This is a genomic window from Pseudovibrio sp. Ad46 (genome assembly GCF_001623065.1).
Classification (GTDB): Bacteria; Pseudomonadota; Alphaproteobacteria; order Rhizobiales; family Stappiaceae; genus Pseudovibrio.
The window spans coordinates 156,719-183,344 of record NZ_LMCG01000079.1; the positions used below are offsets into that span (position 1 = coordinate 156,719).

Consider the following 26,626-nt stretch of genomic DNA (forward strand, 5'->3'; position numbering starts at 1 on the left):
TTTTCGGTCCCGATTATTTTAGGTGTTCTAAAGCTATAGAATTTTACATCTCTGTGTTTCTATTGGCGCATCTGCATCTTGTGGTCATATAGTGCTCATCAAAACGCCATCAGGCGGGCATATGCGAGAAAGGCCGATCCCATTTAATGGGTGGCTCCATTGAAATCACGCCAAACAGAATTGCGCGGTTGGCGGCAGCTGCTTCTGTTTTTGTCACCCGCAGGATTTACGCTATGAAGAAACTCATTTTTATCGGATTAACTGCAGCTCTCGCGGCTTGCCAAAGCGGCCCATCCAATCGCAGTGGTCAGCCAACTATTCGCGCGGACGCAGATTCTCAAACCATTCAGATCAACGCGTCTCCTGAAACTGTTCGCAAAACACTGGTCGATAGCGCAAGCGCACGCGGCACCATCGTGCAGCAGAACGAACAAAACATGGTGGTGATGGAAAGCTATGTACGCGGCGAAAACGCTGTTTTAGATAACGAGTTCGGCGCCTCTGACTCCGGTGAGCGCGCCTACCGCATTCGTGTGCGCTTCTCTGGCGCACAGTGCCGTACAAATGTTGTTCAGGACCTTGCACTGGTCAACAACATCTACACCCCGCAAGAACAGTCTTTCCAACTTCCAGGAAATCCGGGTTCCATGCAGAGCCTTCAACGTTTGAAGTCCAATGCGGAATCATCTGCAGGCTGCTAAGCATCAAGAATTCAAAAAAAGGCCGGAAAGCTTCACAGCTCTCCGGCCTTTTGCATTAAAGAGTAAGAAACTACAGCGTATCTCCGAAAAGTGGAAACCGGTTTTCGGATAAAGATACGCAAAAACAAAGGCTAAAGCAGTTCAGATGTTTCAACTTAAATGCGAACTGCTTTAGGCGCGTTCTTGCGTCTTGGCTTCCAGAGTTTCTTTCACGGTTGTTGCAAGCTGCTTGAGTGTGAACGGCTTCGGCAAGAAGGTGAAACTCTCCTCAGCAGGCAAGTTCTTCTCAAAGGCATCCTCAGCATAGCCAGAGATAAAGATGATCTTCAGGTCAGGACGCGTCTTGCGCAGCTCAATAAGCAGGCTTGGCCCATCCATTTCCGGCATCACCACGTCAGAAACCACAAGGTCAATCGCCCCGCCTGTTTCTTCCATCACTTCCAATGCCTCAGTGCCGGAACCTGCTTCATAAACCTCATAGCCGCGGCCACCTAATGCGCGCGCAGCAAAGGCTCGCACAGCCTCCTCATCCTCAACAAGAAGAATGGTTGCCGAACCAGTCAGGTCAGCCTCTGTTACTTCCTGTTCCGGCTTAACCTCAACCACCTCTTCCTTTTCAGTGGAGATGTGACGCGGCAGGAAGATGCGGAACGTCGTACCCACACCAACTTCACTGGTGCAGAACACATAGCCACCAGTCTGCTTCACAATGCCATAAACAGTGGAAAGCCCAAGACCCGTTCCTTTACCAACATCTTTGGTCGAGAAGAACGGCTCAAAGATCTTGTCCATCACGTCCTGCGACATGCCATGGCCATTATCGGCAACTTCAATGAGCACATACTCACCCGGTGGCATACCGCGCGTGTTCTCATAGGTTTTGGAAACAGCCTCTTCCACATTAAGCGTGCGGATGGAGACTTCGCCTCCACCTTCCATCGCATCACGGGCGTTCACAGCAAGGTTGACGATCACCTGCTCAAGCTGGTTCACATCCGCCATCACAGGCCACAGCTCCCGGCCATGTACCAACTTCAGCTCAATCTTCTCGCCAAGCAGACGGTCCAGAAGAATAGAAACATCAGCAAGCACATCAGCAAGTGCGAGCTCCTGCGGGCGCAAGGTCTGACGGCGGGAGAACGCGAGCAACTGACGCACAAGACCGGCGGCCCTGTTCGCATTCTGCTTGATGTTCATGATATCCTGGAACGCCGGATCTGTAGGCCGGTGGCTTGCCAGCAGCAGATCAGAGAACCCGATAATAGCAGTCAGAACGTTGTTGAAATCATGCGCAACACCACCCGCCAGCTGACCGATCGCCTGCATCTTTTGGCTCTGGGCAAACTGAGCTTCAAGCGCGCGCTGCTGGGTGGTTTCCAGAACATAGATCACCGCAGCATCTTCACCGGCCTGACTGTCCTGCACTGCAGAAACGTAGAAGGTCGCGGAGCGCGGATCGCCATTTCCTTTAAGCGAGACATCAAGCGGCGCAATCTCGCTCTTGCCCAGCGCAGCTTCCTCCAGCGCACTTTGCAGAGCAACGCGGTCAGTTTCAACGACGAACTCGGTGAGCTTCACATCCTTGCCAAGGCCTTCACCCTGCTCGAACAAACGCATGAACGGGCCATTGGTGCGCTCCACAAGGCCATTCTTGTCGATAGAGGCAATCGCGACAGGTGTGTTGTTGAAGAAGCGTGAGAAGCGAACCTCTGCAGCCCGCAGCGCCTCTTCATCATCATTGCCCGCAGAGCGATTGATCACAAGCGTACGACTGTCACCAGCAAGCCCATCAGCTCCAAACGGAACACGGTGCACAAGGCGCACAGGCAGACCGGTGCCATTGCGGGTCACCAGATCAATATCAAAGCTCTCGGTCTTAACTTCACCCTCAGAGCCCAGCAGCGCCTCAACAAGAGCTGCCCCTTCTCCGCGCACGATGTCTTTCAAAGACAGTTCGCCGGAGATGAATTGGGTCAGATCATAGCCAAGCCAGTCAGCAAGTGTCGCATTCAAGTAGACCAGCTTGCCTGTGCTGTCAGAGGAGAAGAACCCGCAGGGCGCATGGTCAAGGAAGTTGATAACTCTCTGCAGCTCCTGGAAGGAGTTTTCCTGTTCGGTTCGGTCACGCGTAATATCAGAGACCTGCCAGATGGTGATGCCGCTTTCAACGCCAACCGCTGCATCCTGATCCAGTGGCCGAACACTGATGCGATACCAACGAGCCCCGCTGGCAACCTCACCAACCGCATTCGGCAGGCGCACTTCTTCTGTTGCATATCGTCCGCTCCGCACCGCTTGCGACAGCCGGAATATGGCATCAGCAGCATCCGGGTCTGACGAAAACACCCGCTCCACCGTGCGCACATCCGCAGGTCCACGCGCACCCGTCAACTCAGCATAGGACTGGTTGGCATAGATGATACGGCCATTATGATCAGCAAGCAGAACACCATCATCCAGCGAATTCATGAAGGATTCAGCAAGTGGATTGCGATGGGTTTTGGAGATGAACCGTAAAAGGCCAATGGCCATAGCAAAGAGAGAGAACACCCCGACAACGGCCAGAACACCCAGGAGCCCCAAAATATAGGGCTCCGCCTGTTCCTTGCGCATCAACGCGAAGGCGGCTGTCGCTGCAACAAGTCCTAATGCAAGCAGCATCAAGGCCCCAAGGCTGCCTCCCTTGTCTGTCCTGTCTATCACCGGCTCAGGTCGCCGCGCTTCGGTCTTCGTCATCTTACCCTCTCTACGGCTGCCCCGCAGACGATTTGACTCCATCGCGCCATGAGAATAGTCCGCTCCAAAGCCGACACTCCGGCACGCATGTGCCGTTAAGACCGCCAGCTCTTCTTTTTACGCAGTTGCATGACATAACCAATCACCTTCGCAACCGCGGCGTAGTGCTCCTCAGGCACATAATCATTCAATTCTATCGTTGCATACAACGCACGTGCCAGCGGTGGGTTCTCCACGATCGGCACATCGGATTCCTTCGCAACCTCTCGTATGCGGAGCGCCAGTTCATCCACCCCAAGCGCAACACATTGCGGTGCTCCCATGCCCTCTTCATAACTCAGGGCAACCGCGTAGTGGGTCGGGTTTGTAATAACAACCGTCGCATCCGGCACACTTGCCATCATTCTGTTGCGTGAACGCTGAAGGCGCAACTCTCGAATTTTGGCTTTAATCTTGGGATCACCCTCAGATTGCTTGTATTCCTCTTTAACTTCCTGCTGGGTCATCTTTTGCTTTTCGAACCATTTTTTCCGTTGCCACACCAAATCGGCTCCGGCAACAACAGTCATAAGCGCAAGAATTGCTCCAATCACCATAATAGCAAGTTCGCGGACCTCCTCCAGCACAAGGCCCGTTTCTCTGAACACCACAGTATCCAGACGGTCTCTTTCCGGCCACAGCACCAGAAAGACAACCACAGCAACCGCGATGATCTTTACGAGCCCTTTCAGAAAGTTCGCAAGACTGTCTTTAGAGAACAACCTCTTCATTCCTGAAAGCGGCGAGATCTTGTTCAACTTCGGCTTCAACCGTTCAGCTGTCCAAAGTGGTTTGTGTTGAACCACATTGCCAACAACGGCGAGCACCAGAAGTGTGAGCAAAGGCAGTGCCACCACACCAAGTATTTCAGGCCCAGTTATTTCTAAAAGGAAAACAAGAGCACCCGGATCAACAGCAATCGTGTCAGCATGGGCAAAAAAGCCCTTTAAAATGGTAGAAATGCCCCCAACCATCGCAGGCGCGAGGAAAGAAATCACCAAAGCGGTCCCCAGCAACGAGAACCAGGCACTCACTTCCTGCGATTTCGGTATGTCCCCTTTCTCGAATGCATCATCGAGCCGTTTTTGGGTGGGGTCCTCGGTTTTCTCCGAATCGTCGGTATCTTCAGCCATCACATCCCTCGTTAATTCAGCAGGAACGGCTGAAGCGCATTTCGGAACTCCGTCAGGTAAAAACCCATCAGCGTTGAAAGCAGCAACAGGAAGATACCAAACCCGATCAGAATATTGACCGGCATGGCGATGAAGAAGATCTGCATCTGTGGCATCAGCTTATTCAGCAGGCCCAGACTGAAGTAAAACACGATCCCGACAACAATGAACGGCGCACCCATGCGAAGGGCAACAGAGAACATGTGCGACACCGTCGCAATCGCCTGCGCTGAGAGGTCCCCAACCGGCAACGGATTACCGGGAGGAAACAGCGTGAAACTGTCCTGCATGGCAGCAATCATCACATAATGCAGGTTGGTGACAAACACCATGCAGATGCCAAGCACGTTCAGAAAGTTGCCCATCAGCGCGCCTTGTTGACCAGAGTTCGTCGCATCACCGCCCATCGCAAAGGCAAGACCCGACTGGTTGGCCATGATCGTACCAGCAGTAGAAAGGGCGTAGGAAATCAGCTTCATCGACAGACCGATGAAGAACCCCACCAAAAGCTCCCCGCCCAGCAAACCCAGCAGACGTGGCAGACTGCTCATGGCATCTGGCGGATAAAGATCAGCATTGATGGGCGCTAGCACGTAAGTCATCAAAAGCGCGATGGTCAGGCGGACACGGACTGGAATGAAGGATTCGCCAAAGGCGGGCACGAGCATAAACATTGTGCCGATGCGCGCAAACATCAGCAGGAAACCCATAACGATCACCGGTAGAAAATCCAGATTGACCGTCACAAATTTGCCCCCAGAATGCGCGCCGCCCTGCGCTGTATCTCGCTCAATATCCGGAGATAATCAACCCGGCAATGCGGTTTGTAAAAGAATTCATCAACTCCCCCATGAAAGGAAGTGTCACGAGCAACGCAATAAAGATACTCAGGATCTTAGGAACAAACACCAGCGTCTGTTCCTGAATTTGTGTCAGCGCCTGAAACAGCGCTACAATCACACCAACCAGAAGCCCGATAAGCATCACAGGAGACGACACCAGAATAAGCGTCCATATGCCCTCGCTGGCAATATCCAGCACTTCTGCTCCGCTCATCCTGCTTTAACCACCCTCTCGCTCATCACCTTGGCACTGACACATATAGCCAAGCTGTTAGATTGGCATCCGCATAATTTCTTCATACGCAGAAATAACGCGGTCACGAACCGAAACAACGGTCTCCAGAGCAAGCTCAGTCTCGGCAACCGCTGTCACCACATCCACCACATTGGCTTTGCCCTGCAACAGGTTAAGGGACTGCACGTCAGCAACCTGACCACCCTCATTGATCTCGCTGATCGCAGACTGCACCATATTGCCAAAAGCACCGCTTTTGTCACCGCTCTCACTGGCAGCTTCAAGTGGATTGCTCAGTTTTGCTGTGTTTGCATAAGCACTTGCAGCAATAGAAGCATTAGACATGATTGTATCTCCTTCCGGTATCAGCCAACCGGTCATCAACCTCTAAGAATATCGAGCGTTTTCTGCATCATGGAACGTGAAGACTTCACCACATTCAGGTTCGCTTCATAAGAGCGGGTCGCTTCCTGCATATCCGCCATCTCAACCAGCGTACTCACATTCGGCATCTTCACGTAGCCTTTGTCATTCGCAGCCGGGTGGTCCGGTTCATACCGAAGCTTGAACTCGCTCTGGTCTTCACGCACCTTGCCAAGCTTCACCAGCTCAGCTTCCACCTTGCTGTCAAAACTGTTTGTGAATGTGGGAACCTTGCGGCGATACGGATCCTCACCCGGTGTCTGGCCGGTGGAATCAGCGTTGGCAATGTTCTCTGCGATCACCCGCATGCGACCTGTCTGAGCCTTCAGCCCGGACGCCGCAATAAACATCGACTTAATAAAATCCATGGGTTCCTCCCACATTAACCTCAGTGCTCATCACACCAAGGCAACTGCTCTCACTCATCGTCTCAGCGCGGTCTTGAACATGCCAAGGCTGCGCGTATAAAGGCTTGTTGCTGTCTGATAGTCGATCTGGTTCTCGGCGATCTTCATCATCTGCTCTTCAAGAACCACACTGTTGCCGTCTGGAGTTCTTTCAAAGCTGGAAGCCTTGCTTACTTTCGTCCCGACACCAGCGCTGATCCCGCCACTTGTAATGTGCCCGGCATTTGTCGCCACAGGACGCAACGCACCAGATCCAGCCTCGGCCTGGACCATGTCACCAAAGCTCAGATCCTTCAGGTCCTTGCTGCGGTAACCAGGCGTATCTGCATTGGCAACATTTTCAGCCAGTACACCCTGACGTTGTTGGTGCCATTGCATCTTTTGGCGCAACGCCTGAAACATCGGAAGATCAGTTAAGGCCATCTGACAGCACAACCTATGAGAACAGATTTGGTAAATTAAACTAGGTAGAAAGTGCCTAGGCAATGGTTAACAAAAAGTTAACATTAAGGTTCTATTAATATTTACGCACCGAAGAATCCTTAAAAAGCAGAGCACTACCGAAATTCCGAGCACATCAGAGCACTGAAAAGAATCATGGGCTTTAGCACCTATTAAGAATTGTGGCCTGAGAAGTGGAAAATTTTGCCGAGCCAGCAAAATTCACCCGTCCAAAAGTGCAATTTCGTGATTTTCGCGTAAAAACTCGGGTAACGCCACCAACTTCATCCCTGTGAACTGTTCATTCTACATAAACTATAGGTTACAAATGCGCGCATGAGTTAATGCGGGGATTCGTACCCCAATTCCGGGCTGTTTTATCAAAAGAGCAGTCCGCTGAATGCTGAATACGAGTTGAGGAACATTCATGCCTGACTGGCTGGCCCAAACCACTGGTATGTCGCAGGGAAGCGCACAGCTTCTTGCTGTCGTACTGGCGATGTTGATTATCGCGGTTCTCATCGCGGTCTGCATTCCGCTTTTGAAGCGCTTAGCAAGAACCAGTTACAAGGGGTCGCGAAGTCGCCAACCTCGTCTTGCAATCATGGATGCGACCGATATCGACGCGCGGCGCAGATTACTGCTTGTCCGCCGAGACAATGTTGAGCACCTCATCATGATCGGGGGCGCTAATGACGTTGTTGTTGAGCAAGGCATCATTCGTGGCATGCCGGTCTCGGCCCCGCCTCGCGGACAGATGTTTACAGGCAATGGGCAAGTCGGCACCACACCGGCATCACCAGAACAAACGCCCTCTTCAGAAGAACCAACAGCACGCCTGAACTGGGGTGAAGACACCGCACCAGTAACGGCAGAGGTCAAACCTGCACCTGCAAGTCGCCCTGTTCCAAAGCAGCAGCCTGAAGTAAAGGCACCTGTACAACCTGTAGCGACAGCACCTGCCCCGGCGCCAGCAGCAATCAAAGAAAAAGTTGTTGCAGTGCCTCAGGCAGCGCCAATTCCTCAAGCTGCAGCAGCAGGGCACATGGCATCTGCGCGTCCGGTAAGACCAGCTGCTTTGCAGACGCCAACCATTGGCGGCGCACGCGGCGTTCAAAAAGTAGCGGCACGCCCAATAACAGCACGCCCGTCTCCAGCTCGTCCAGCCTCACCACGCTCACTCAGCCCCTCTCAGCCAAGCCCAGCCGTGAAGCAGGCGGAGCCGATCGCACCAGTAGCAGAGAAACCTGCAGAAAAGTCTGCGCCTAAACCGGAAGCGCCACAGCCAGAAGCACCGGCAGCATCCAAGCCTATTCCAAAAGCGGCAATGAAACCGCCTTTGAACGGTCCGGCAGCGAACGCAGCAAGTGCTTTCATGCGCCCTCGGGTAACTGAGACGCCAGCCAAAGTGCAGGAAGAGAAGAAAGACGCGCCAAAACCTGAGGCTGCTGCCGAAAAGCCTGTCGCAAAAGCTGAAGCTGCTGCTGAAAAGCCTGCGCTGAAGCCAGAAGAGACAAAAGCTGACGCAGCACCAGCAGCTATTCCAGCTGAAAAAGCAGAGGCAACGCCAACACCTGCTGCAGAGCAGAAGCCCGAGCCAGCCAAGGCAAAGGAAAAAGCCGCCAGCAAAGCAAAAGCCAAGAAGCCAGCTAAGCCGGAAAAGGCACCTGAAGCTGAGAAACCAGCAAAGCAGGAAGTGAAGGCAGAAAAGCCGGTAGCTTCCGAAGCTGCTCCTAAAAAAGCAGAGAAAACATCACCTAAAGATGATCCCAGCGAAGCTGTAGATGGCATCGCAAAGGAAATGGCAGACCTGCTAGATGACATTGAGGCCAACACAAAATAATTTAGCAGGAATGGTGAAAGCAAAGCTGAGCGAAAACAAAGGCCGATTGGGGCTTTTGGGTTTCGCTCTCTTGCTTTTCTGGTTCGGTCCTGCTGCTGCTCAAAGCATTTCAATTGATTTTGGAGGCGGAGAAGGCAACTCGGTAACAGAGCGTGCTGTTCAGCTGGTCATGCTGCTCACAGTGCTCTCACTGGCACCGAGCATCCTGATTATGGTGACAAGCTTCACACGTATCGTTGTGGTTCTTTCACTGCTCCGCTCTGCAATCGGGCTTCAGACTGCACCACCAAATGCGGTCATGTTATCCCTTGCCATGTTCCTGACAGCCTTCGTCATGGCCCCAGCCTTTGAAACTGCATGGGATCTGGGCGCAAAGCCCATGATTGAAGGCACCATCGACCCGCAAGAAGCATTCAATCGGGCATCCGAACCCTTTCACGAGTTCATGCGTCAACAAGTACGCGAAACTGATCTCCTGCTCTTTCAGGAACTCGCAAAGGCCCCTGCCCCGGAAACTCCTGAAGAGCTGAGCCTGCGCGTTCTCGTACCAGCCTTCATGATCAGCGAGTTGCGCCGCGCCTTTGAAATCGGCTTCCTGCTCTATCTGCCATTCCTCATCATCGATCTCGTGATTGCATCAGTCCTGATGTCCATGGGTATGATGATGCTGCCGCCAATCGTGATCTCGCTGCCATTCAAACTCATCTTCTTTGTGCTCGTAGACGGCTGGCAACTGATCGCAGGCAGCCTGGTCCGAAGTTTCGGCGGTTAGCCTCTTCCCCGATCAGTCAGACACCAAACAAAAACACCGCATGAAAGGTCATGCGGTGTTAAAACTGCTTCACGACGAGGCTGCTTATGCAGATCCCTCTTTGGTATCTTCGGGATAGAGGAAAGCTTCCTCAGTCGGAATAATCGGCGTCGCTGAGAGGTATTGGCGTCTGTACTCCTCAAGGAAGGACACCAGACTATCCCCGCCACCAATCGACTTGGCAACATTCAGGAACTCAACGCCGCGGTCATCAATGGGCCGCGTCACAATCTCAAATGTTTCAGCCTGCGGAGACTCGCTCATTTTCTGCGAGTATTTCTGCCGCAGCCGCTCAAGACCTAAGCTATCTTCAGCCAGCGTATAGGCAATCGCCGCGCGGATGACATCAACACGCTCATGGTCGGCAAGCGGCACTTCATCAGACCAGCGACTGCCGTTCATCTGTTCCAGCTGCTCACCAGCCTTCCGCCAGGATCGTGCCGACCAAAGCGTATCAGCCCGCAAACGATCCACGTCAGAGCCAGACATGTTACGCACCAGCTCCAGAGCAAGATCAGGACGCCCGCTCTCACTCAGAGCACGCGCCTCAACAATGTTTCGCTGGCGCTGCAAAGCAGCCGGCAATTGCCCCTGACGCGTTTGCGAAAGCACCCGCAGCGCTTCTTCCGGCTTCCGGTTCAGCAGATAAACAACAGCCAGATCAGCAGCGATCTGCGCCCGCGCAGCACCTTTCAGACGCTTGTCGATCTGATGTCGCAAAACAGAAGCAGCCTGATCCAGCAGGTCCATATCAATCAGACGGCTGGCCAACATCCGCGCCATCTCATCACCTTGACGGCCAGCTGGCACCAACTCTCGGAAATCATAAAACAGCGCAAGCGCCTTCACAGGCTCCAGAGCTTGCGCCCTGCCTTCAAGGAACAGTGTCGCAAAGACAGACCCCATTTCCTGCTGAATGTTCGAGGTGATTTCTGCGCCTGCATCAGATTGCACAGCCTGAGACATCGCCTCAAAGGCCCGGCGGTAATTGCCTTCCTGCGCATGCAGCTGAGCCATCAGCCGCAAAGTCTTCAGCTCAGTTTCATCACCACGCCACGACGCAGCAAGCCCCTCCAGTTCGGAGAGAGCTTCATCCGCATCAATCAAACCATCCCGATACCGCAGCTTCACACTCAGGAACTTGGCTTCAGCAGCCTCCGGCCCATCACTGGAGCGCACCACCAGATCATACACATCCAGCGCTTCCTGTGAGCGGCCAGAAGCATCGGCAATCCGCCCGCGCAGCAAGTCATACTGAATGGCCTGCTCTTCATTCACATCAGAAGGCTCAATCTGCGACAAAGCCCCCAGCGCCCGACCATAGTTGCCAAGAGCCAGATGCGTCTTGGCAGCTGCAAGGTTGAAGTACACCTGCAACATCACCGGATAATTGGCCATAACAGCCAACCCACGCCCAAGATTTGCATGAGCACCCTGCCAGTCCCCCAGTGAGGAATGCGCAAAGGTCCGCCATACCGCAGCATCAGGACTGCTGGCAAGTTCAGGAGCCGCAAGATACTCGAGTGCCTCACCCGGTCGCGACGCCAACATCTGCGCGGCACCCATCATCACGTTGAAAGTGGCATCTTTCTCAATGAGAGGATCATCCTCTTCCATGATGCGCAAGGTGCCAATAGCCTCCTGCGCAAACCCGCTGGAGAGGAAAAACCGTGCCATGTCCAGCCGCGGGCCACTCAACTGCTCCGGATCAGCCTTCGCAATCGCATCCTCATGCGCCCGAAGGCCCTGCATGTAATCCTCAGGCTTTTGCTGGTCCAGCTGTGCAAACTCAATCAGGCCGGGCTGTGTCGGGTCTTTAACATGAGCACCAATCGTCGTGCCTTTGGAAAGACCACGGTTCGAAATCTTCAATCCGTCAGGCCTGGAGATCACAAGATCTTCGCCCGACAATTCAACATCAATACCATCAGCACTCGGAACGACGGCAAGTCCCTGAGAGCTGCGCAGGATTTGAACCTGAGGGAACCGGTGCGACTTCAAAATTCCACGAACAGGCGCAGGACCGCTGACCACATAAATCCGGTCGCCGACACTCTTGTCAGTCAGCACATGCAATCGCCCACTCGCACCAAATGGCAAGCGCAGAACATTCGAGCCATCACCCTGCACATTCCGCTCAACATCAACCGGTTCAGTCTTTGTCGAGATCGACGGCCCTAGAGTGATCGCCCATGCATCATCCTGATACTCAATGGAGATCAACGTGGTCCGCTTCAGGTCAAACCGCAGCACCTGCGCGCCATCAACTTCATCAAGTTCCACCTTGCGCGCAAGATCACTCAAAACGGCTGGAATACCGCGCCCGTCCAGATGCTCCTCACTATCAAATACCGCCCAGACCTTTTCATCTCGGCGGAAAACAGCAGCACCAACCTCGTGCTCAAACGGAAACACCAGACGAACAGTATCACCAATACGATACGTCTCAACACCAACAACACGCGCTGCAGCGTCGTTCTCTTCCTGAATAATTGTTTCAGCAGAAGCACGACGCGCAATCGGCAACTCCTCTTCCGCATCAGCAACAACAGCTGCGGCAGCCGGAGCAGCAGCCGCGCGTGCATCCTGCTCAGAAGCAGGCGTTACTGGTATCGAGGTCTGCCCCCCTGCATTCACAACCTCAGCAATGAGATCAGTCTCTGGAATCACCTCAGCAACAGGTGCCACATCAGTTTCAGGCGCTGGCTCAGGTTTCACACGGCGAACAGGTTGCGCATTTACAACAACAGCTTCAACGGGCTCAGGCTCCTTGCCAACCTCAGCCTGCAAGTCTTCTTCCGAAGGCTTTGATTGAGGAATGTCAGCTGGAGCAAGCCGGTCAACCGGATCACCAATGCGTTCCAATTCCGGCTTTGCAACCGGCAACGGCATCTGCGGAAAATCAAGGCCATCATTCACGCTGGTTTGAGCCGTCTGAACAGGTTGAGGCGTCGGAAACAGACTTCCCGGAGCAGCAACCGGAGCCTGATCAACAACAGCAGACACGGCAGGCGCAATTGCAGAAGGTGCAGCATCTTTAGTGCCAAGCGTATTTATAACATTTGACACACCTTGCGGCACATCATCATTGCCAAAAAGCTCATCTCTAACTTCGGTGACACGCGGATCCAGCTGGCCGATGTCTTCAGGCGTGACATCAACAATAAGCTGCTTCCCCTCCTGAAAAGATCGCACATCAACACTCGGATCAACAATCATGTTGAAGATCAGATCATTATCACGGGTTTGGGAGCCAACATCCAACACAGTACCCGGTAGACTTGCTTTGAACTGAGACAAATCCAGATCAGCAGCCTGATCAAACTTGACGCGGATGTTGTTTCCGTTGCGCTCAAACGCGCTACCAACCTGCACATTCCAATCGAAGATCAGGCGCGTAAATGTTGGATGCCTACCAACCCGCAGCTTGACCTTGATCTCCTGATCTTCAAGCGCGTTCGCCTCTTCCAGCACACGAATACGCTCAAGCGCTTCCGCAGCCCGCCGGACGAGCTCATCAACCACATCCTGCGGTAAGGATGGAGGCCGACCTTCATAACTGGCTGGAAGCAGATCAATAAAGAGCTTCTCTCCAGCTTCCATACTGTTGATGTTAACCGGCTGTCGCAATGCGAAACGCAGCGCAGCGCCATCAGGATCAGCACGAGCAATGGAGACGTAATCCATCAACGCTTCCGGCACATCATCAACATCCGCTGCAATCCCTTCCGGAAAGGAAATGCGCAAAACACTGGTGGAAATGGAAGCTTCATAGGGCGGCAACAACGAGCGATCCGGAAACGTGATCACCATGCGGGCAAAGTTGCCGGTGTCTTCAACTTCAAGCACAGCAGAAGCGGGCTCGGCCCAGGCACTTAAAACACTGCCACCCAAAGCAGTTGTGGCGAGCATGAAGGAGACAAGCCAAGCCTTACCCTTTACCCTCACAATGCGTGCTCCATGCAATGCACGGCGCGGCAAAAAAGGTAAAGTGGCGCGCAGAAAGGAACGCTTCTGCTTATCTTTAAGGTCGCCCCCAAAATCGCCCATGCCTGAGTCTTACTCCTAAAATTAATTAGGTATCTGTAACAATTGGCTATTAACGCAAGCTTACAGACTCCTGAGCCAAGAGCGAAAAACCGCCAATTTGGTCAGTTAATTCCCCTGAATCTTCGGAAGAATTGTGGAAGTCGTCTTCACATTGCGGCTCTCGCCTGCTGCCAGTGCAATTGTCAGCTGCTCTGCCATTTCCGGATCCATCTCAGAAAGCACATCCGCCATCTTCCGCGGCTGCATCTCCTTCACCACCTTCAGCATGATGTCCAGGTCCAGACGGTTGAAGATTCGTGCTGCATTCTTGGCCTTCATGCTTTCATAGATCTTCACCAGATCCAGGATCTCTTCTGCAGCCTGTTTTTCCTTGCGCTCAACTTCAGAATTGATCTTCGCTTCAAGCGCCTTAAGTTCTTGAAAACGCTTATTAAAACGCGCCTCAGCAGCTGCAAGAACCTGCTCGCGAAGCTCCAGATCACTTTCACGCTGGTTCAGCACATCGCGGCGATTGCCAAGACTATTGAGAACGGCAAGTTCTGAAACGGAGTTCGTTGGAACACCACTTTCTTTCACACCACTTGTATTTTGAGCGACCTGGATCTTCCGTGCGCCAGATGGATTGGGAAGAACGTTTGGAGTAGCAGGTGCCTCTTCCTCAGCCTTCGCCACTTCCGACTGCTGCGCATCAGCAACCCGAACAGCACCAATTGGATAAGTATCACCCAGAAACAAACCAAGCAGTTTCAAAACCAGAAGGGCGCTACCAGCAAATACGACAATCGGAAGGAGCCTTAGTTTCATGCTACGCGGTCCTGCGCTTGTCTACGGAAGCGCTCAAGGCGCGCAGCTGATTCATTTGCAGCTTCACGAATGTCACGGGTCACGGAGCGGGTCGCAGCTTTAGGGGCTGGAGCGCTACGTGTTTCAGCCGGATGCATCGTTTCCTGTTCCGCAATGATCCCGGCAGCAAGTCCCTCCGCTGCGGTTTCATACGTGCGGGACACCGGGCCTGCTGGTGCGGCCACACGGGTGTCACGATCAGCAAGTGCACGATCTGCAACACCGCCAATGCGGTCCAGCACATCCTCACCTGCTCCCAACTGATTAGTCAGTTTGCGGGAAACCGCCTCAGCTTCGCCCAAACGCACACCAAGAGTACGGTCCGCATTTCCACACGTCGACTTGAGACCCATAATCGCACGCTCTGCAATTTCAGTCGCTGTAATTAGCTCCGAAATGGTTGCGCGCAAGGACTCTTCGTCAGATCGGAGACGACTTAGGCGACGGTTGAGCGTCCAGCAATACCCAATGGTAATCACAAGAAGAACCGCAACGATGCATTCAATAATAAGACCTAGGGACATTTAGTTTGTCTCCAGTTCGCTTTGCAGGGACTTTTCAAAAGCGGCGAGCGTCATTTTCGGTTGCTTCAGCTTCTTTGAAATTTCGATGGAAATTCGGTCATCAACATGGCCCATCAGGCCTTCTGTCAAAGCCACGCCCCCGCACTTCACCTGAACAGGATCACGAGGGCCGGTATCAAACAGCAAGGTTTGACCAACTTCCAGATTCAACACCCGCTGGAGCGGGATGGTGTTTTCATAAAGGACAGCATCAACCTGTACTTCTGAGGAATAAACCTCGGTGGCAAGGTGCTCTTCCCAAATAGGATCACGCCCGAACTTCTCACCCATGAACATCTGCAGAAGCAGATCACGGATTGGCTCAAGGGTCGCGTAAGGCAGCACAATCTCAACTTTACCGCCGCGATCTTCCATATCGATGCGCAGCTCAACCATAATGGCAGCATTCGCAGGACGGGAGATCGCAGCAAAGCGTGGGTTCGTTTCCAAACGCTCAAGCGGGAAACTCACAGGGGACAGAGGACCGAAAGCCTGCTCCGCATCCAGCAGGATAATCTCGATCATCCGGCGCACCAGATTGCTTTCAATCGTGGTATATGGCCGCCCCTCAACGCGCGTTGGTGAAGATCCACGACCACCACCAAGCAACACATCAATGATGGAATAGATCAGAGAGCTCTCAACAGTAACAAGCCCAAACCCATCCCATTCTTTGGCCTTGAAAACACCAAGGATTGCAGGAAGTGGAATTGAGTTCAGGTAGTCACCAAAACGCACATTGGTCATGGAGTCCAAAGAGACTTCAACATTGTCCGATGTGAAATTACGCAGCGATGTCGTGGTGAGACGTACGAGACGGTCAAACACGATCTCCAGCATCGGCAAGCGCTCATAAGACACCATTGCCGAATTGATCAGCGCACGAATACCGCCTTCATCACCAGCCAGAGACCCATCTAGCGTAAAGCCCAGAAGGTTGTCGATCTCTTCCTGATTCAGAATACGGTCAGCACCACGAGACGCGCTCTCTACATCCGGCTCGCTGTCGTCGATCATCGCAGCCCATTGAGCTGCGGCCTCTTCACCGCCTTCTACGCCTTGCTCCTGAAGCGCAGCGCCCCAGGCCGCGGCAAGATCCTCATCACTGTCACCACCCTCAGCTTCAGAAAGAGCGGTGTCCCAGGCATCATCCATATTTTCAGGGAGAGTATCGGTATCTGACATATGCCGCCCCCCCTACTGGATCAGGATCTCTTTAAAGAGAACCCCTTCAACCTTGGCTGGATAGATTGCAGAGTTGATGCGGCGCAGAAGTTGCTCCTTCAAGCGGAACAGTCCGGCAGATCCTTCCAGATCAGCAGGGCGCAACTCACGCAGATAAATCTGGAAAGCATCAAGAATGCGCGGAAGATAAGGCTCCACCTGAGAAACCATGCTGTCGCTCTCAACTTCAAGAGCAATGCGAACTTTCAGGTAGGTCGTGCGGCCTTGGGTAGAAAGGTTCACCGTCATTTCTGGCAGATCGTAAAAAACGACAGGCTTGGTTTGGATCTGCTCAACAGTGCCATCCGCCCGCTTGACAGTGGCTGTGTTGCCCAGATTGATCCAGTCCATTACATATGCACCGCCCACACCAAGGGTTAACAGCAAGACGCCAGCAATCGCTCCTATAACGATCTTGCGTTTGCCGGACTTGCCGTCATCCTCAGTATTTTGCAGTTCCGCATCTGCCATTTTTGCGTCCCGGTGAATCGCAATTAAAAGTTTAGTAACTAATAATGCAACCTAGTTGGTTAACACTGATTACCGAATGGTTAATACGTCATTACTAAGCAATTTTTGCCCACTAGGAAATTAAAGTAGGCATATTTTATCAAATACTTAACAGATAATTTGCGCTTCCCTCCATCAAAACAGCAGAATTCAGCCAAAGTTTCAAACTGGCACAACTCCTGCAAGAACCTTGGCGCTGCGGGTCTGGGGAGACCTGTTGCAATGCTGGGGAGCATAAAATGGAAAACGCACAGCTGATCGGCTTATCACGCCAAAGTGCCCTTCGTCGGAACTTGGATGTGGTGGCCAACAATCTGGCTAACATCAATACGACTGGCTACAAGGCTCAAAGGCTTATCTTTGAAGAATTCTTGATGCCAACCGCGCAGGCGACTGAATTTCAGCGCCCGGATCGCCCTTTGTCCTTTACGCAGGATGTAGGGACAGCAACAGTTCTGACACAGGGCTCGATCCAGCTGACAGGCAATCCGCTCGACGTCGCAATTGAAGGTGACGGCTATCTGGCTGTGACTGGTGCAGGCGGTGAGCAGCTTTACACTCGCTCAGGCAGCCTTGCCATTGATCCTGAGGGCACGCTCGTAACAGATGCAGGCCTGCCAGTTCTCGCTGACGGCGCTCCAATCCAAATCAATCCAGAAGATGGTGAAATCACCATCACCAAAGAAGGCGTGATCTCCACCCCACAGGCTCAACTTGGCCGATTGGATGTTTACACCTTCGACAACCGCCAAGAGCTTTTGCACGTTGGCACAAACCTGTTTTCCGGCTTGAACCCAATCCCAGCAAATAACCCGACTGTCGTCCAGGGCGCCCTTGAAGGCTCCAACGTGGAAGGCATTCAGGAAATCTCCCGCATGATTGAAATCACCCGTCAATACAAAAGCGTGTCCAAGATGATGTCGCAGCGCAACGAACTTCGTCAGCGCTCCATCCGCGAACTTGGATCGGTTGAAGCTTAAGGAACAGCCCAATGAAAGCCCTTCACATCGCCGCAACCGGCATGAAAGCTCAGGAACTGAATGTCGAAGTTATTTCGAACAACGTGGCCAACATGCGCACCACTGGCTACAAGCGCCAGCGCGCAGACTTTCAGGATCTGCTCTACGAAAACCAGCGCCGCATGGGCACCGAAACCTCAGACGCAGGCACAATCGTTCCAAACGGCGTGCAAATTGGCTCCGGTGTACGCACAGCAGCAACCACGCGCATCATGTCACCGGGCTCAGTGACCCAAACGGGCAACGAGTACGACATTACAATTCGCGGCGAAGGCTTCTTCCAGATCCAGCGTCCGGACGGCACAACCGGCTTCACCCGTGACGGCTCCTTCGCACGCTCCCAGACAGGCCAGCTCGTCACCAAAGACGGCTATACAGTTCAGCCTGGAATCACAATTCCGGACAACGCCCGCGATCTGACAATCAACGTCCAAGGCCTCGTGCAGGCCATGGACGACAACGACCAGGTCCTCAACCTTGGACAGCTCGAAATCGCCCGTTTCACAAACAAAGCTGGCCTTGAGGCAATCGGCGACAACCTCTTCCTGGAAACTCCGGCAAGCGGCCCGCCACAGACCGACAACCCAGGCAACGCAGGCTTTGGCAACATCCTTCAGCGCCATCTTGAATCATCTAACGTCGATGCTGTGACCGAGCTTTCCAATCTAATTTCTGCTCAGCGCGCTTACGAGATGAACTCCAAGATCATCAAAGCAGCCGATGAGATGTACTCCACCACAACGAATCTTCGCTAAGGAGTTGAGTTGATGAGAAAGTTGGCAACCACACTCATTGCAGGACTACTGGCCCTGACAGCCAGCAGCGCATTTGCGGCCTCAACCCTGCGCCCAACGGTCAACGTAACCGGACCAGTCGTCACCATTGGTGACTTCTACACCGAAGCGGGAGAGCTGGCTCAAACACCAATCTTTCGCAGCCCGGACCTTGGCACCACTGGCAACGTGTCTGCATTGATCATCGCACAGCAGGCACAGGCCGCTGGCTTTATTCAGGCCGATACCAACGGCCTGACAACTGTGAGTGTGCACCGCCTTTCCATCCCGGTAGATGAAACACTCATCTCAGACATCCTGCGCAATGCACTTGCGGAGCGCGCAAGCGTGCAGCCGGACGAGATTGAAATCTCCTACCATTCACCACTTCCGGTGAACATGCAGGCAGACGCCAACTCCATTTCTCCGCTAACCATCGGGCACATCAACTGGTCACCGCGCACCGCACGCTTCAAAGCCATCCTCAATGTGGTGCAGGAAGGCCAAAGTAAGCCAATCTCTGTCATTGGCAACGCCTCTCAGATGGTGCCCATCACCACTCTGGCTCGCAATCTGCAACGCGGCACGGTCATCACAGCCAAGGACATTCGCGAGGAGCGCAAGCCAGCCTCCCGCTATGCCGGACGTGAGTTTCTTGCAGCTGCTGATCTTGTTGGAATGGAAGTGCGCCGTAACATGCGCTCTGGCTCAACCATCACCCCAAGGGATGTAAGCGCACCGATCCTCGTCAAGCGCGGCGCAAAAGTAACAGTGATCTACAAGATCCCCGGCATGAACATCACAACTCAGGGCAAAGCCAAGTCTGAAGGCGGCAAAAATGACCTGATTGAGATTGTGAACCCAATTTCAAAGAAAACGATCCTTGCTGAAGTCATCGGCAGAGACATCGCCATCGTGACCACCGCAAAAACGCAGGTCGCAGCCGTATTGGAGAACCGCTGATGCCGAGAATACCTTCAGCAACCAAAATCAAGCAATATGCTGCGCTCACGATTGGCCTGTTTGCACTCGTCGGCTGCGAGACAGCCGACAAACTTTCCAAAGTTGGTCAAGAACCTGTTCTGACCGCGATTCAGGACCCACGCACGCAGCCAGGCTATCGCCCGGTACAAATGCCAATGCCAATTAAGGAAGTAGAGCGCTACAACGCGAACTCTCTTTGGCGCACCGGCAACAGAGCCTTCTTTCAGGACCAGCGCGCAAAACGTGTTGGCGACATCGTAACGGTAAACGTCACCATTTCCGACAAAGCAGCTTTTGAGAACACCTCGAAGAGCTCACGCAGTGATGCGAAGAACTCAGGAGCTGGTGGCGCACTCGGCGGCGCGATCAACACACTGGCACTTCCTGCCAGCGCTTCAGCTGACGCTCTGGCATCAATCAACAGCTCCGACAACTTTCAGGGCACAGGCTCTATCGACCGCACAGAAAGCCTGAAGACCACCGTCGCAGCTGTCGTGACACAGGTACTCCCCAACTCCAACCTCGTCATCGAGGGCCGTCAGGAAGTGCGTGTAAACCACGAAGTCCGTGAGCTAATCGTAGCGGGCGTCGTTCGTCCGCAGGACATTGCATCCGACAACACTGTTGAGAGCACCAAGATCGCAGAGGCACGCATCGGCTACGGCGGCCGCGGCCAGATCTCCGTTGCCCAACAACCTAAATACGGCAGTCAGGTGCTGGACATCGTGCTTCCGTTTTAGAGCGTGTTCCGTTTGATTGGCTTCAGTCAAACGGCAAGAATTCGCTCCAACAAAGATGTTAGAGCGCGATGCGTGACTGTAAATGAACGCGGCGTGCTCCAAAAAATCAAAGAACCCAAAACCGCTTAATAAGCTCCCCAGCTTGAGCGGTACATAAAGCGAGCTCGGCAACATGCTCCCCAGCATGCCGGGCTCGTTTTCTTTTGTGCACCAGAACACCGCACACCGACGTCCGGCCAAAACAAAACAAGGGAAGCACAGCTAAGCCGTGCTTCCCTCGTAAAGTCATACTTCAAGTACTAGAGCCTAAAAACTTAGGACCACAGCTTGAAAGGCGATATCCTGTCTCCCTGAGGATCAGTCATCCCGATAGATTTTCTCGCGCCGCTCATGAGCCTCTTGGGCTTCAATAGAAAGCGTTGCGATAGGTCGTGCATCCAAACGACGAACAGAGATTGGCTCGCCAGTCTCTTCGCAGTAGCCGTAGGATTTGTCTTCAATGCGAGCAAGAGCAGCGTCGATTTTGGAAATCAACTTTCTCTGCCGGTCACGCGCACGTAATTCAATCGACCGATCGGTTTCAGAAGAAGCACGGTCAGCCAGATCTGGGTGATTAGTGCTTTCTTCTTGAAGCGCAGCAAGGGTCTCCTTGCTCTCTTTCAGAATATCTTCCTTCCACGCAAGAAGCTTTCTACGAAAGTACTCGCGCTGTTGGTCGTTCATGAATGGTTCATCCTGTGTTGGACGATAATCAATTGCGACATCAACTGCCATCTGAAACTCCGCCTATTTATATGGGCGGCTGGAATATAGCGAGAGGAACCTGAAACAACAATCTACTAAAAAGATGAAATTGTCTAAGAACACAATTATTCAGTGTATTCAGCAACTTATACGGTTGGAAACCTTTGATACTATCGCAAATGGATAGGCTATTCTACGTAGTGACCCAGCTTTGCGAGCTCGATTCTTGCACGCAATTCAATATCTTCGACCACTCTGTCGAGACCGGGGTTACCACTTTTGACCTGCATGGACAGGTTACCAACAAGCCGCTCAAGGCGCTCTGGCTGCACTTTGCCTTGCAGCAAATCGATCCGCAGCGCATCTAGTTGATCCAGAAGTTTATTTCCATGCTGCACAGCGCGCTGCTTGTCATCGACCTGCACTTCCATCTGCTGAAGAGCCAGCAAAGAATCCACACCTTGCAGCGACGGTGTTGGAACACCAGCCTGCGACTGCGCAACGCTGGTGGTCTCCTCCTCAACGGCAAACGCACCCGCCTGCTCGCCTTCAGAACCTTTGCGACGTTTCGTGCCCACTTTACTCGTGGAGTTCAAACCAGAAACTGGAGTGCTGCGTACAAGCAAGACCTTACCCTCAGAGCTGTGGAACTGGACAAAAGCTTAAACCCGAACGCATTTGCCGAGCTGATCACGTAAAACTTTACCAAGCAGGCAACAATTGCCGCATTAAAATTTGCAGTGCTTTAACTTTTATCCACCCCCTACTAAAAATACCCAGTAAATTCAGCAGGTTAAAAATTAGCAAACGCAACACTGAAACTGGCACAAAATTCGCATATTTCCGGCATGTGTGAACTGAACAGCCGGGTACCAATGCGCTCTTTCGCAAACTTACGTAGAATCGCCGCAGCGGCACTGATCGTCCTTATGGGCGCGACCCTTCAGGGAAACGCAGCCTCAAGGATCAAAGACATCACTGACTTTGAAGGCATCCGGGACAACCAGCTCATTGGTTACGGTCTCGTCGTCGGCCTTCAGGGCACAGGTGACTCTCTCAATGCCTCACCATTCACCCGGCAATCTTTGCAGGCAATGCTGGAACGCCTTGGCGTCAACACCAACGAAGCAGACCTGAACACAAAAAACACCGCCGCCGTGATGGTGACTGCCAACCTGCCAGCGTTCTCAACACAAGGCACCCGCATCGACGTGACCGTGAGTGCACTTGGCGATGCAAAGAACCTTCAGGGCGGAACACTGCTGGTGACCCCACTGATGGGTGCAGACGGAGAAGCCTACGCCATTGCGCAAGGCCCGGTGGCAATCGCAGGCTTTGCAGCACAGGGCGACGCGGCTTCTGTTGTGCGCGGCGTCCCAACATCTGGCCGCATTCCTAATGGTGCTCTTGTGGAGCGGGAGGTTGAATTTAAACTCTCTTCTCTCAGCACCATTCGTCTGGCCTTGCGCAATCCGGACCTGACCACATCCCGTCGTATTGCTGTGGCAATTAACGAGCTGATTGGCCTACCGACTGCCGAACCACTCGACCCATCCACCGTTCGCCTCACACTTCCAAAACAGTTCGATGGCAACATTGTCGATCTGATCACTGACATCGAACAGCTGATCGTAGAGCCTGATTTACCAGCCAAGATCGTGATTGACGAAAGCTCCGGCATCATCGTCATGGGTCAGCAGGTAAAAGTCTCCACCGTCGCAGTCGCACAGGGCAATCTCACAGTCACCATCGCAGAATCACCAGAGGTGGTTCAGCCGCTGCCATTCGCACAGGGCCAAACGGCTGCGGTGCCTCGTACAGACGTGCAGGTGACTGAAGACAATAGCCAGCTGGCACTCGTCAACGAAACAATCACACTGCAGCAGCTTGTTGATGGATTAAACGCTCTGGGCATCGGCCCAAGAGACCTGATCTCCATCTTACAGGCCATCAAAGCCGCAGGCGCCCTTCAGGCAGAAATTGAGGTCCTCTAATGCTCCAACAAGCACAACTGCCCTCACCTGCCCTGACAAGCTCAGCAGACCTGATCGCAGGCGCCAATCAGGCAGGCAAACCATCAGCTGCCAAAGATCCGCTGATGGAAAAGGCCAAGGAATTTGAAACCGTATTCCTCAATGAGATGTTGCAAAACATGTTCACCGGCCTTGATGAAGGCGGGACCTATGGCAACGGCGAAGGCTCAGAAGCGTGGAAATCCATGCTGATCAACGAGTACGCCAACACAATGTCTCAATCTGGCGGCATTGGTATTGCAGCTTCAGTTCACTCGCAATTATTACAACTTCAAGAGAACGCAGTATGACCAACCAGTACGACGCTGAAACTGTTCCAAGTACAGTATCGTTTGAAGAAGAACCTATCCAGACACGGATGCAAGCCGAGGTCTTCTGCGAAAGCTTTGAAACAGCAATGGACAATCTGGTCCACATCATCGAGGCAGAAACAGAGCTGCTACGCGAAGGGCAGATTTCTGAGCTGCCAACCGTTGCCCCCAAAAAACATGCAGCCATCGAGTCATATCTCTCCGGCATCCGCGTCGCGAGTGCAAACGCCATCGCGCTTGGCAACCTCGCTCCGCTGTCCATTCAACGTATGCGCGAACGCCACGGTAATCTGCGGCCAATTCTTCAAACCAACCTGCAAGTGGTCTCTACGGCACGTTCAGTAACAGACAACGTCATCGAGACCGTTGCCAAAGCCGTTGGTTCTCAAATGAAGACAAGAGGTTACGGCGCCAACGGAATGATGAGTTCGCCCCAGAGATCCGCTCAGGGCATCGCCGTTAACCAAACCCTCTGAACGGCACGATATTAAGCGTGCATATTAACGAAATAGCCTGAAGACCGCCCGGAGCCTCCCTGAGAAATAGGGGTATTTGGCGGTTTTCAGTCGCATTTCTCTAAATATTTAGTAAATTCCGAGCGTTAAGATTAATCTTATTTAAGAACATTCCCCATAAAGTTGTCCGAGATTGAACACGTGGGGGACATTATGGAAATAGTCACACAAAGACCAACACTCTTACATCAGGCACTGACAACACAGGCAGCACCGGTAAAATCGGAGACCGAACAGGTCAAAACCGAACTCTCCGGCGCCCGGGCCGTCACTGCATCCTCTGAGTCAGAGGATAACTCAACCGCCACCGAAAAGTCCTACCTCTCAGACTCCCGTCTCGGCGTCATCCCTAGCAAACCTAAGGACGACCAGAGCCGCATTGAGCGCGGTTACAATTATGATGAAGAGTCAGATGAGCTCATCTATTCAATGACGCAAGAGCCAGAAGGCGACGTCATTTATGAGCTGCCATCCAAAACAGCTCGCCGCATTCGCGCATTCCTGGATGAAGTCCTTCAGGCACAAGAAAAGCGCAGCCTGGGCGGTGAAGCTAAGGATATTGATCCTGCGATCTACGAAGCTAAGCAGGTCGAGCCAACACAAGCAAAGCAGGCCTAAGCCACACAGGCTTTATCCTCCCTGCAAACCAGACTTATCCCCCTTGAGCTATGCCGCCCCCGCAGCATGGCTCTTTTTTTGTCTGCCCAATGGCCACCACATAACAACGTGCCCATCACCACAAAAACGCATACCAACGCAACCAATGGCACAGCCAAAAAGACAAAAGAAAAACGCGCTCCAAAGAGCGCGTTCCCCAAAATCTAAATCTGAAACAAAGCTTATCGGATAAGCTGCAGCACAGACTGACCAGCCTGAGTTGCCAGAGACAGAGTAGAAGTAGCAATCTGGTTCTGAGTGTTCAGAGCCGCAAGGTTCGCACCTTCCAGGTTGGAATCAGCCAGCGTCAACTTACCAGCACCAACTTCCAGAGTGTTGATCAGATCAGCAGTAAAGTTCTGACGGTTACTCACAACAGAAAGGTTCGTACCAAAAGTTGAAGCCTGTGAACGAAGATCAAGCTGAGCCTGACGAACCTGATCAAGAGAAGATTCGATCAGCTCATCGGAACCCCAACCCTGACCAGCAATAACGCCCAAATCCGCACCAATAGTGTTTTTACTATCATCCGCAAATTCAGCGCCGGTACCATTACCTGTGAAAGTAAAAGAAAGTTCTTTACCTTCATCAATCTCTGAGGTCAGCTGATCATCGATACTAGCATTATCAATCTCAATCTTGCCGTCAACAATACTTGCAGTAACGTCACTATCGGTACCCGCAATAGCTGCAACAAGATCATCAACATCGGTGGTTGCGCTTACAGTCAAACTAGTCGCAGGACCATCGCCAAACTTGAATGTGAGCTGATCGCCAACAGAGAACGCAGCCAGGTCAGAAAGCGCAGTTTCGCCAACAAGGCTCTTTTTGACTTCAAGACCGTTGATCCCTGCACCGCTAGTAGTCGTACCACTAGTAAAGTTAAATGAAACATCTTCAGCCAAACCTGAAATTTTCAGATTGCCATCACCGGTAACATCAACACTTGCAGAAGCGCCTACATTAGTCTGAAGAAAGGTCTGGAAGTCATCGAGAGCGACTGTAGTAGAGTTAATATCAAAATCAACCGTAGAGCCGTCTTCCTTGACAAGCGTGATGGTATCACCGTTAGCGAAGTCCGTTAAGCTATCGAAAGTTTTAGAAGTATCATCACCTGGAGCTAAACCAGCCAAAGCAACGGTTTTTGTTGAATCGACATCTGCAACAAAGCCAAGATCAAAGGAAGCCTTGTTGTCAACAGCGTCCTGTTCAGCAACAGTTTCACCAATTTTTCCAAGCTGGAACGCAGCATCTTCAGAATCGAGATCAGTGTAATCAACCGCACCAATGTTCAGCTTTGAAGAACCATCTTCATTGAACTTCACCAGCAGATCATTGCCATCACCACCGAGTAGGTTCTTACCTTTATAGCCAGAATCCTTTGCGATATCTTCGATCTGAGTGCGCAACTCATTGAACTCAGCTGCATACTTTGAGCGTGTCTCAGCATCTTCGGACTGAAGAGCCTGATTTGCTTTACCTTTTGCTGCATCAAGAAGCTTATCAATCGCCTCAATGCCTTTGTCAGCAGCTTCAAGGGTAGACACAGACTGCCCAATATCATCTTGAAGATTGCTCAAGTCAGAAGCACGAGAGTTCAGAGAAGACGCGGTAAAGAAGGAATTCGGGTTATCAAGAGCTGAGTTAACTTTCTTACCAGTGGAAAGGCGCTCTTGAGTATCAGCAATAAGAGTAGCTGTGTTCTGCAGAGTACCAAGGTTAGAACGTACCGCAGCGGTGAGTGTAATATCAGCCATTTTATATGTCCCTTCTAGGATAATGAATGACCCTTCCTGGGTCACAAACGCAGCAAATTATTACTGAGTTTTAATTGGGTACAATTACCCGTCCTGCGAGTAAAGGGGGAACGTGTTAACAAGCACTTAATAAATCAGGGATTGCAGCAACCACACTCACCAGTTCGCAAATAAATTTAATTTTATATAATTAAGTCAAAAACTTACTCAACAACGGTAGCTAGACAGCTACGTAATATTGTCTGTGCATATT

General features: G+C 52.4%; 26 protein-coding genes. 11 read left to right on the top strand and 15 right to left on the bottom strand.

Annotation, left to right across the window (positions count from 1 at the left end):
* Positions 1-233 precede the first annotated feature (233 nt).
* Positions 234-701 carry a hypothetical protein gene (locus PsAD46_RS22930; RefSeq protein ID WP_063303579.1) on the top strand — a complete coding sequence of 156 codons (468 nt, stop codon included), beginning with the start codon at positions 234-236 and terminating at the stop codon, positions 699-701.
* A 171-nt stretch (positions 702-872) separates the two neighbouring features.
* On the opposite strand, the gene PsAD46_RS22935 is transcribed toward PsAD46_RS22930, so the two are convergent.
* The 7 genes from PsAD46_RS22935 to flgB all read right to left on the bottom strand — a co-directional run bounded on the left by PsAD46_RS22935 (position 873) and on the right by flgB (position 6,978).
* Positions 873-3,437, bottom strand: coding sequence for an ATP-binding protein (locus PsAD46_RS22935; RefSeq protein WP_063303470.1), 2,565 nt, complete (start codon positions 3,435-3,437; stop codon positions 873-875).
* Between the two features lie 95 nt (positions 3,438-3,532).
* Complete coding sequence (gene flhB / locus PsAD46_RS22940; protein ID WP_057462611.1) at positions 3,533-4,609, bottom strand: flagellar biosynthesis protein FlhB; 1,077 nt, start codon at positions 4,607-4,609, stop codon at positions 3,533-3,535.
* An 11-nt stretch (positions 4,610-4,620) separates the two neighbouring features.
* Positions 4,621-5,394, bottom strand: coding sequence for a flagellar biosynthetic protein FliR (fliR, locus tag PsAD46_RS22945; RefSeq protein ID WP_063289596.1), 774 nt, complete (start codon positions 5,392-5,394; stop codon positions 4,621-4,623).
* 43 nt (positions 5,395-5,437) lie between these two features.
* Positions 5,438-5,704 carry a flagellar biosynthesis protein FliQ gene (gene fliQ / locus PsAD46_RS22950; RefSeq protein WP_057462613.1) on the bottom strand — a complete coding sequence of 89 codons (267 nt, stop codon included), beginning with the start codon at positions 5,702-5,704 and terminating at the stop codon, positions 5,438-5,440.
* Between the two features lie 57 nt (positions 5,705-5,761).
* On the bottom strand, positions 5,762-6,070 hold the full coding sequence (locus PsAD46_RS22955; protein ID WP_208860463.1) for a flagellar hook-basal body complex protein FliE: 309 nt from the start codon (positions 6,068-6,070) through the stop codon (positions 5,762-5,764).
* Positions 6,071-6,105: 35 nt separating this feature from the next.
* Positions 6,106-6,516, bottom strand: a complete 411-nt coding sequence (flgC, locus tag PsAD46_RS22960; RefSeq protein ID WP_108818255.1) for a flagellar basal body rod protein FlgC — start codon at positions 6,514-6,516, stop codon at positions 6,106-6,108.
* A 54-nt stretch (positions 6,517-6,570) separates the two neighbouring features.
* The gene (gene flgB, locus PsAD46_RS22965) at positions 6,571-6,978 is read right to left on the bottom strand and encodes a flagellar basal body rod protein FlgB (RefSeq protein WP_082827033.1); all 408 of its coding nucleotides are present in this window, start codon (positions 6,976-6,978) and stop codon (positions 6,571-6,573) included.
* Positions 6,979-7,423: 445 nt separating this feature from the next.
* Here flgB and PsAD46_RS22970 point away from each other — a divergent pair, with 445 nt between their 5' ends.
* Complete coding sequence (locus tag PsAD46_RS22970; protein ID WP_063292777.1) at positions 7,424-8,839, top strand: flagellar biosynthetic protein FliO; 1,416 nt, start codon at positions 7,424-7,426, stop codon at positions 8,837-8,839.
* Positions 8,840-8,849: 10 nt separating this feature from the next.
* Positions 8,850-9,611 carry a flagellar type III secretion system pore protein FliP gene (fliP, locus tag PsAD46_RS22975; RefSeq protein ID WP_082830714.1) on the top strand — a complete coding sequence of 254 codons (762 nt, stop codon included), beginning with the start codon at positions 8,850-8,852 and terminating at the stop codon, positions 9,609-9,611.
* Between the two features lie 84 nt (positions 9,612-9,695).
* Here the strand turns inward: fliP and PsAD46_RS22980 are convergent, their stop codons facing one another.
* From PsAD46_RS22980 to PsAD46_RS23000, 5 genes are all read right to left on the bottom strand, one after another.
* Complete coding sequence (locus PsAD46_RS22980) at positions 9,696-13,700, bottom strand: hypothetical protein (protein WP_208981983.1); 4,005 nt, start codon at positions 13,698-13,700, stop codon at positions 9,696-9,698.
* A gap of 105 nt (positions 13,701-13,805) precedes the next feature.
* Positions 13,806-14,504, bottom strand: a complete 699-nt coding sequence (locus tag PsAD46_RS22985) for a FlaA (protein WP_063307941.1) — start codon at positions 14,502-14,504, stop codon at positions 13,806-13,808.
* Positions 14,501-15,067 carry a DUF6468 domain-containing protein gene (locus PsAD46_RS22990; RefSeq protein ID WP_063307942.1) on the bottom strand — a complete coding sequence of 189 codons (567 nt, stop codon included), beginning with the start codon at positions 15,065-15,067 and terminating at the stop codon, positions 14,501-14,503. Before PsAD46_RS22990 ends, PsAD46_RS22985 begins: the two co-directional genes overlap by 4 nt.
* Complete coding sequence (gene fliM / locus PsAD46_RS22995; protein WP_063312185.1) at positions 15,068-16,291, bottom strand: flagellar motor switch protein FliM; 1,224 nt, start codon at positions 16,289-16,291, stop codon at positions 15,068-15,070.
* 12 nt (positions 16,292-16,303) lie between these two features.
* Entirely contained in the window at positions 16,304-16,801 is a 498-nt protein-coding gene (locus tag PsAD46_RS23000) for a flagellar basal body-associated FliL family protein (RefSeq protein ID WP_063292780.1), read from the bottom strand.
* A 278-nt stretch (positions 16,802-17,079) separates the two neighbouring features.
* Here PsAD46_RS23000 and flgF point away from each other — a divergent pair, with 278 nt between their 5' ends.
* Genes flgF through flgH form a run of 4 tightly spaced genes read left to right on the top strand, consistent with a single transcriptional unit; the run spans position 17,080 to position 20,356 of the window.
* Complete coding sequence (gene flgF, locus PsAD46_RS23005) at positions 17,080-17,820, top strand: flagellar basal-body rod protein FlgF (RefSeq protein ID WP_063292781.1); 741 nt, start codon at positions 17,080-17,082, stop codon at positions 17,818-17,820.
* 11 nt (positions 17,821-17,831) lie between these two features.
* Positions 17,832-18,614: a flagellar basal-body rod protein FlgG gene (gene flgG, locus PsAD46_RS23010; RefSeq protein WP_057462621.1), complete on the top strand. Its 783-nt coding sequence runs from the start codon at positions 17,832-17,834 to the stop codon at positions 18,612-18,614.
* Between the two features lie 12 nt (positions 18,615-18,626).
* A complete protein-coding gene (flgA, locus tag PsAD46_RS23015; protein ID WP_063292782.1) occupies positions 18,627-19,595 on the top strand; it encodes a flagellar basal body P-ring formation chaperone FlgA in 969 nt (322 codons plus the stop codon).
* Positions 19,595-20,356 (top strand): flagellar basal body L-ring protein FlgH, encoded by a 762-nt coding sequence (gene flgH, locus PsAD46_RS23020; protein WP_063292783.1) that lies wholly within the window; start codon positions 19,595-19,597, stop codon positions 20,354-20,356. Before flgA ends, flgH begins: the two co-directional genes overlap by 1 nt.
* Before the next feature lie 357 nt (positions 20,357-20,713).
* On the opposite strand, the gene dksA is transcribed toward flgH, so the two are convergent.
* Positions 20,714-21,130 carry an RNA polymerase-binding protein DksA gene (dksA, locus tag PsAD46_RS23025; protein ID WP_057462624.1) on the bottom strand — a complete coding sequence of 139 codons (417 nt, stop codon included), beginning with the start codon at positions 21,128-21,130 and terminating at the stop codon, positions 20,714-20,716.
* 158 nt (positions 21,131-21,288) lie between these two features.
* Positions 21,289-21,726, bottom strand: a complete 438-nt coding sequence (locus tag PsAD46_RS23030; RefSeq protein ID WP_057462625.1) for a flagellar assembly protein FliX — start codon at positions 21,724-21,726, stop codon at positions 21,289-21,291.
* A 249-nt stretch (positions 21,727-21,975) separates the two neighbouring features.
* On the opposite strand from PsAD46_RS23030, the gene PsAD46_RS23035 reads away from it, so the two are divergent.
* From PsAD46_RS23035 to PsAD46_RS23050, 4 genes are all read left to right on the top strand, one after another.
* Positions 21,976-23,094 carry a flagellar basal body P-ring protein FlgI gene (locus tag PsAD46_RS23035; protein WP_057462689.1) on the top strand — a complete coding sequence of 373 codons (1,119 nt, stop codon included), beginning with the start codon at positions 21,976-21,978 and terminating at the stop codon, positions 23,092-23,094.
* Positions 23,094-23,423, top strand: a complete 330-nt coding sequence (locus tag PsAD46_RS23040) for a rod-binding protein (RefSeq protein WP_063307943.1) — start codon at positions 23,094-23,096, stop codon at positions 23,421-23,423. The genes PsAD46_RS23035 and PsAD46_RS23040 overlap by 1 nt, the downstream gene beginning before the upstream one ends.
* Positions 23,420-23,920: a hypothetical protein gene (locus PsAD46_RS23045; protein WP_063307944.1), complete on the top strand. Its 501-nt coding sequence runs from the start codon at positions 23,420-23,422 to the stop codon at positions 23,918-23,920. The genes PsAD46_RS23040 and PsAD46_RS23045 overlap by 4 nt, the downstream gene beginning before the upstream one ends.
* 192 nt (positions 23,921-24,112) lie before the next feature.
* Positions 24,113-24,577: a hypothetical protein gene (locus PsAD46_RS23050; protein ID WP_063307945.1), complete on the top strand. Its 465-nt coding sequence runs from the start codon at positions 24,113-24,115 to the stop codon at positions 24,575-24,577.
* 221 nt (positions 24,578-24,798) lie between these two features.
* Here PsAD46_RS23050 and PsAD46_RS23055 read toward each other — a convergent pair whose 3' ends face one another.
* Positions 24,799-26,373: a flagellin gene (locus PsAD46_RS23055; RefSeq protein WP_063307946.1), complete on the bottom strand. Its 1,575-nt coding sequence runs from the start codon at positions 26,371-26,373 to the stop codon at positions 24,799-24,801.
* Between the last annotated feature and the right edge of the window lie 253 nt (positions 26,374-26,626).

Coding starts and splice junctions, on each gene's coding strand:
- PsAD46_RS22930 (WP_063303579.1), top strand. CDS start 234: ATGAAGAAACTCATTTTTATCGGATTAACTGCAGCTCTCGCGGCTTGC.
- PsAD46_RS22935 (WP_063303470.1), bottom strand. CDS start 3,437: ATGACGAAGACCGAAGCGCGGCGACCTGAGCCGGTGATAGACAGGACA.
- flhB (WP_057462611.1), bottom strand. CDS start 4,609: ATGGCTGAAGATACCGACGATTCGGAGAAAACCGAGGACCCCACCCAA.
- fliQ (WP_057462613.1), bottom strand. CDS start 5,704: ATGAGCGGAGCAGAAGTGCTGGATATTGCCAGCGAGGGCATATGGACG.
- PsAD46_RS22955 (WP_208860463.1), bottom strand. CDS start 6,070: ATGTCTAATGCTTCTATTGCTGCAAGTGCTTATGCAAACACAGCAAAA.
- flgC (WP_108818255.1), bottom strand. CDS start 6,516: ATGGATTTTATTAAGTCGATGTTTATTGCGGCGTCCGGGCTGAAGGCT.
- flgB (WP_082827033.1), bottom strand. CDS start 6,978: ATGGCCTTAACTGATCTTCCGATGTTTCAGGCGTTGCGCCAAAAGATG.
- PsAD46_RS22970 (WP_063292777.1), top strand. CDS start 7,424: ATGCCTGACTGGCTGGCCCAAACCACTGGTATGTCGCAGGGAAGCGCA.
- fliP (WP_082830714.1), top strand. CDS start 8,850: ATGGTGAAAGCAAAGCTGAGCGAAAACAAAGGCCGATTGGGGCTTTTG.
- PsAD46_RS22980 (WP_208981983.1), bottom strand. CDS start 13,700: ATGGGCGATTTTGGGGGCGACCTTAAAGATAAGCAGAAGCGTTCCTTT.
- PsAD46_RS22985 (WP_063307941.1), bottom strand. CDS start 14,504: ATGAAACTAAGGCTCCTTCCGATTGTCGTATTTGCTGGTAGCGCCCTT.
- PsAD46_RS22990 (WP_063307942.1), bottom strand. CDS start 15,067: ATGTCCCTAGGTCTTATTATTGAATGCATCGTTGCGGTTCTTCTTGTG.
- fliM (WP_063312185.1), bottom strand. CDS start 16,291: ATGTCAGATACCGATACTCTCCCTGAAAATATGGATGATGCCTGGGAC.
- PsAD46_RS23000 (WP_063292780.1), bottom strand. CDS start 16,801: ATGGCAGATGCGGAACTGCAAAATACTGAGGATGACGGCAAGTCCGGC.
- flgF (WP_063292781.1), top strand. CDS start 17,080: ATGGAAAACGCACAGCTGATCGGCTTATCACGCCAAAGTGCCCTTCGT.
- flgG (WP_057462621.1), top strand. CDS start 17,832: ATGAAAGCCCTTCACATCGCCGCAACCGGCATGAAAGCTCAGGAACTG.
- flgA (WP_063292782.1), top strand. CDS start 18,627: ATGAGAAAGTTGGCAACCACACTCATTGCAGGACTACTGGCCCTGACA.
- flgH (WP_063292783.1), top strand. CDS start 19,595: ATGCCGAGAATACCTTCAGCAACCAAAATCAAGCAATATGCTGCGCTC.
- dksA (WP_057462624.1), bottom strand. CDS start 21,130: ATGGCAGTTGATGTCGCAATTGATTATCGTCCAACACAGGATGAACCA.
- PsAD46_RS23035 (WP_057462689.1), top strand. CDS start 21,976: ATGCGCTCTTTCGCAAACTTACGTAGAATCGCCGCAGCGGCACTGATC.
- PsAD46_RS23040 (WP_063307943.1), top strand. CDS start 23,094: ATGCTCCAACAAGCACAACTGCCCTCACCTGCCCTGACAAGCTCAGCA.
- PsAD46_RS23045 (WP_063307944.1), top strand. CDS start 23,420: ATGACCAACCAGTACGACGCTGAAACTGTTCCAAGTACAGTATCGTTT.
- PsAD46_RS23050 (WP_063307945.1), top strand. CDS start 24,113: ATGGAAATAGTCACACAAAGACCAACACTCTTACATCAGGCACTGACA.
- PsAD46_RS23055 (WP_063307946.1), bottom strand. CDS start 26,373: ATGGCTGATATTACACTCACCGCTGCGGTACGTTCTAACCTTGGTACT.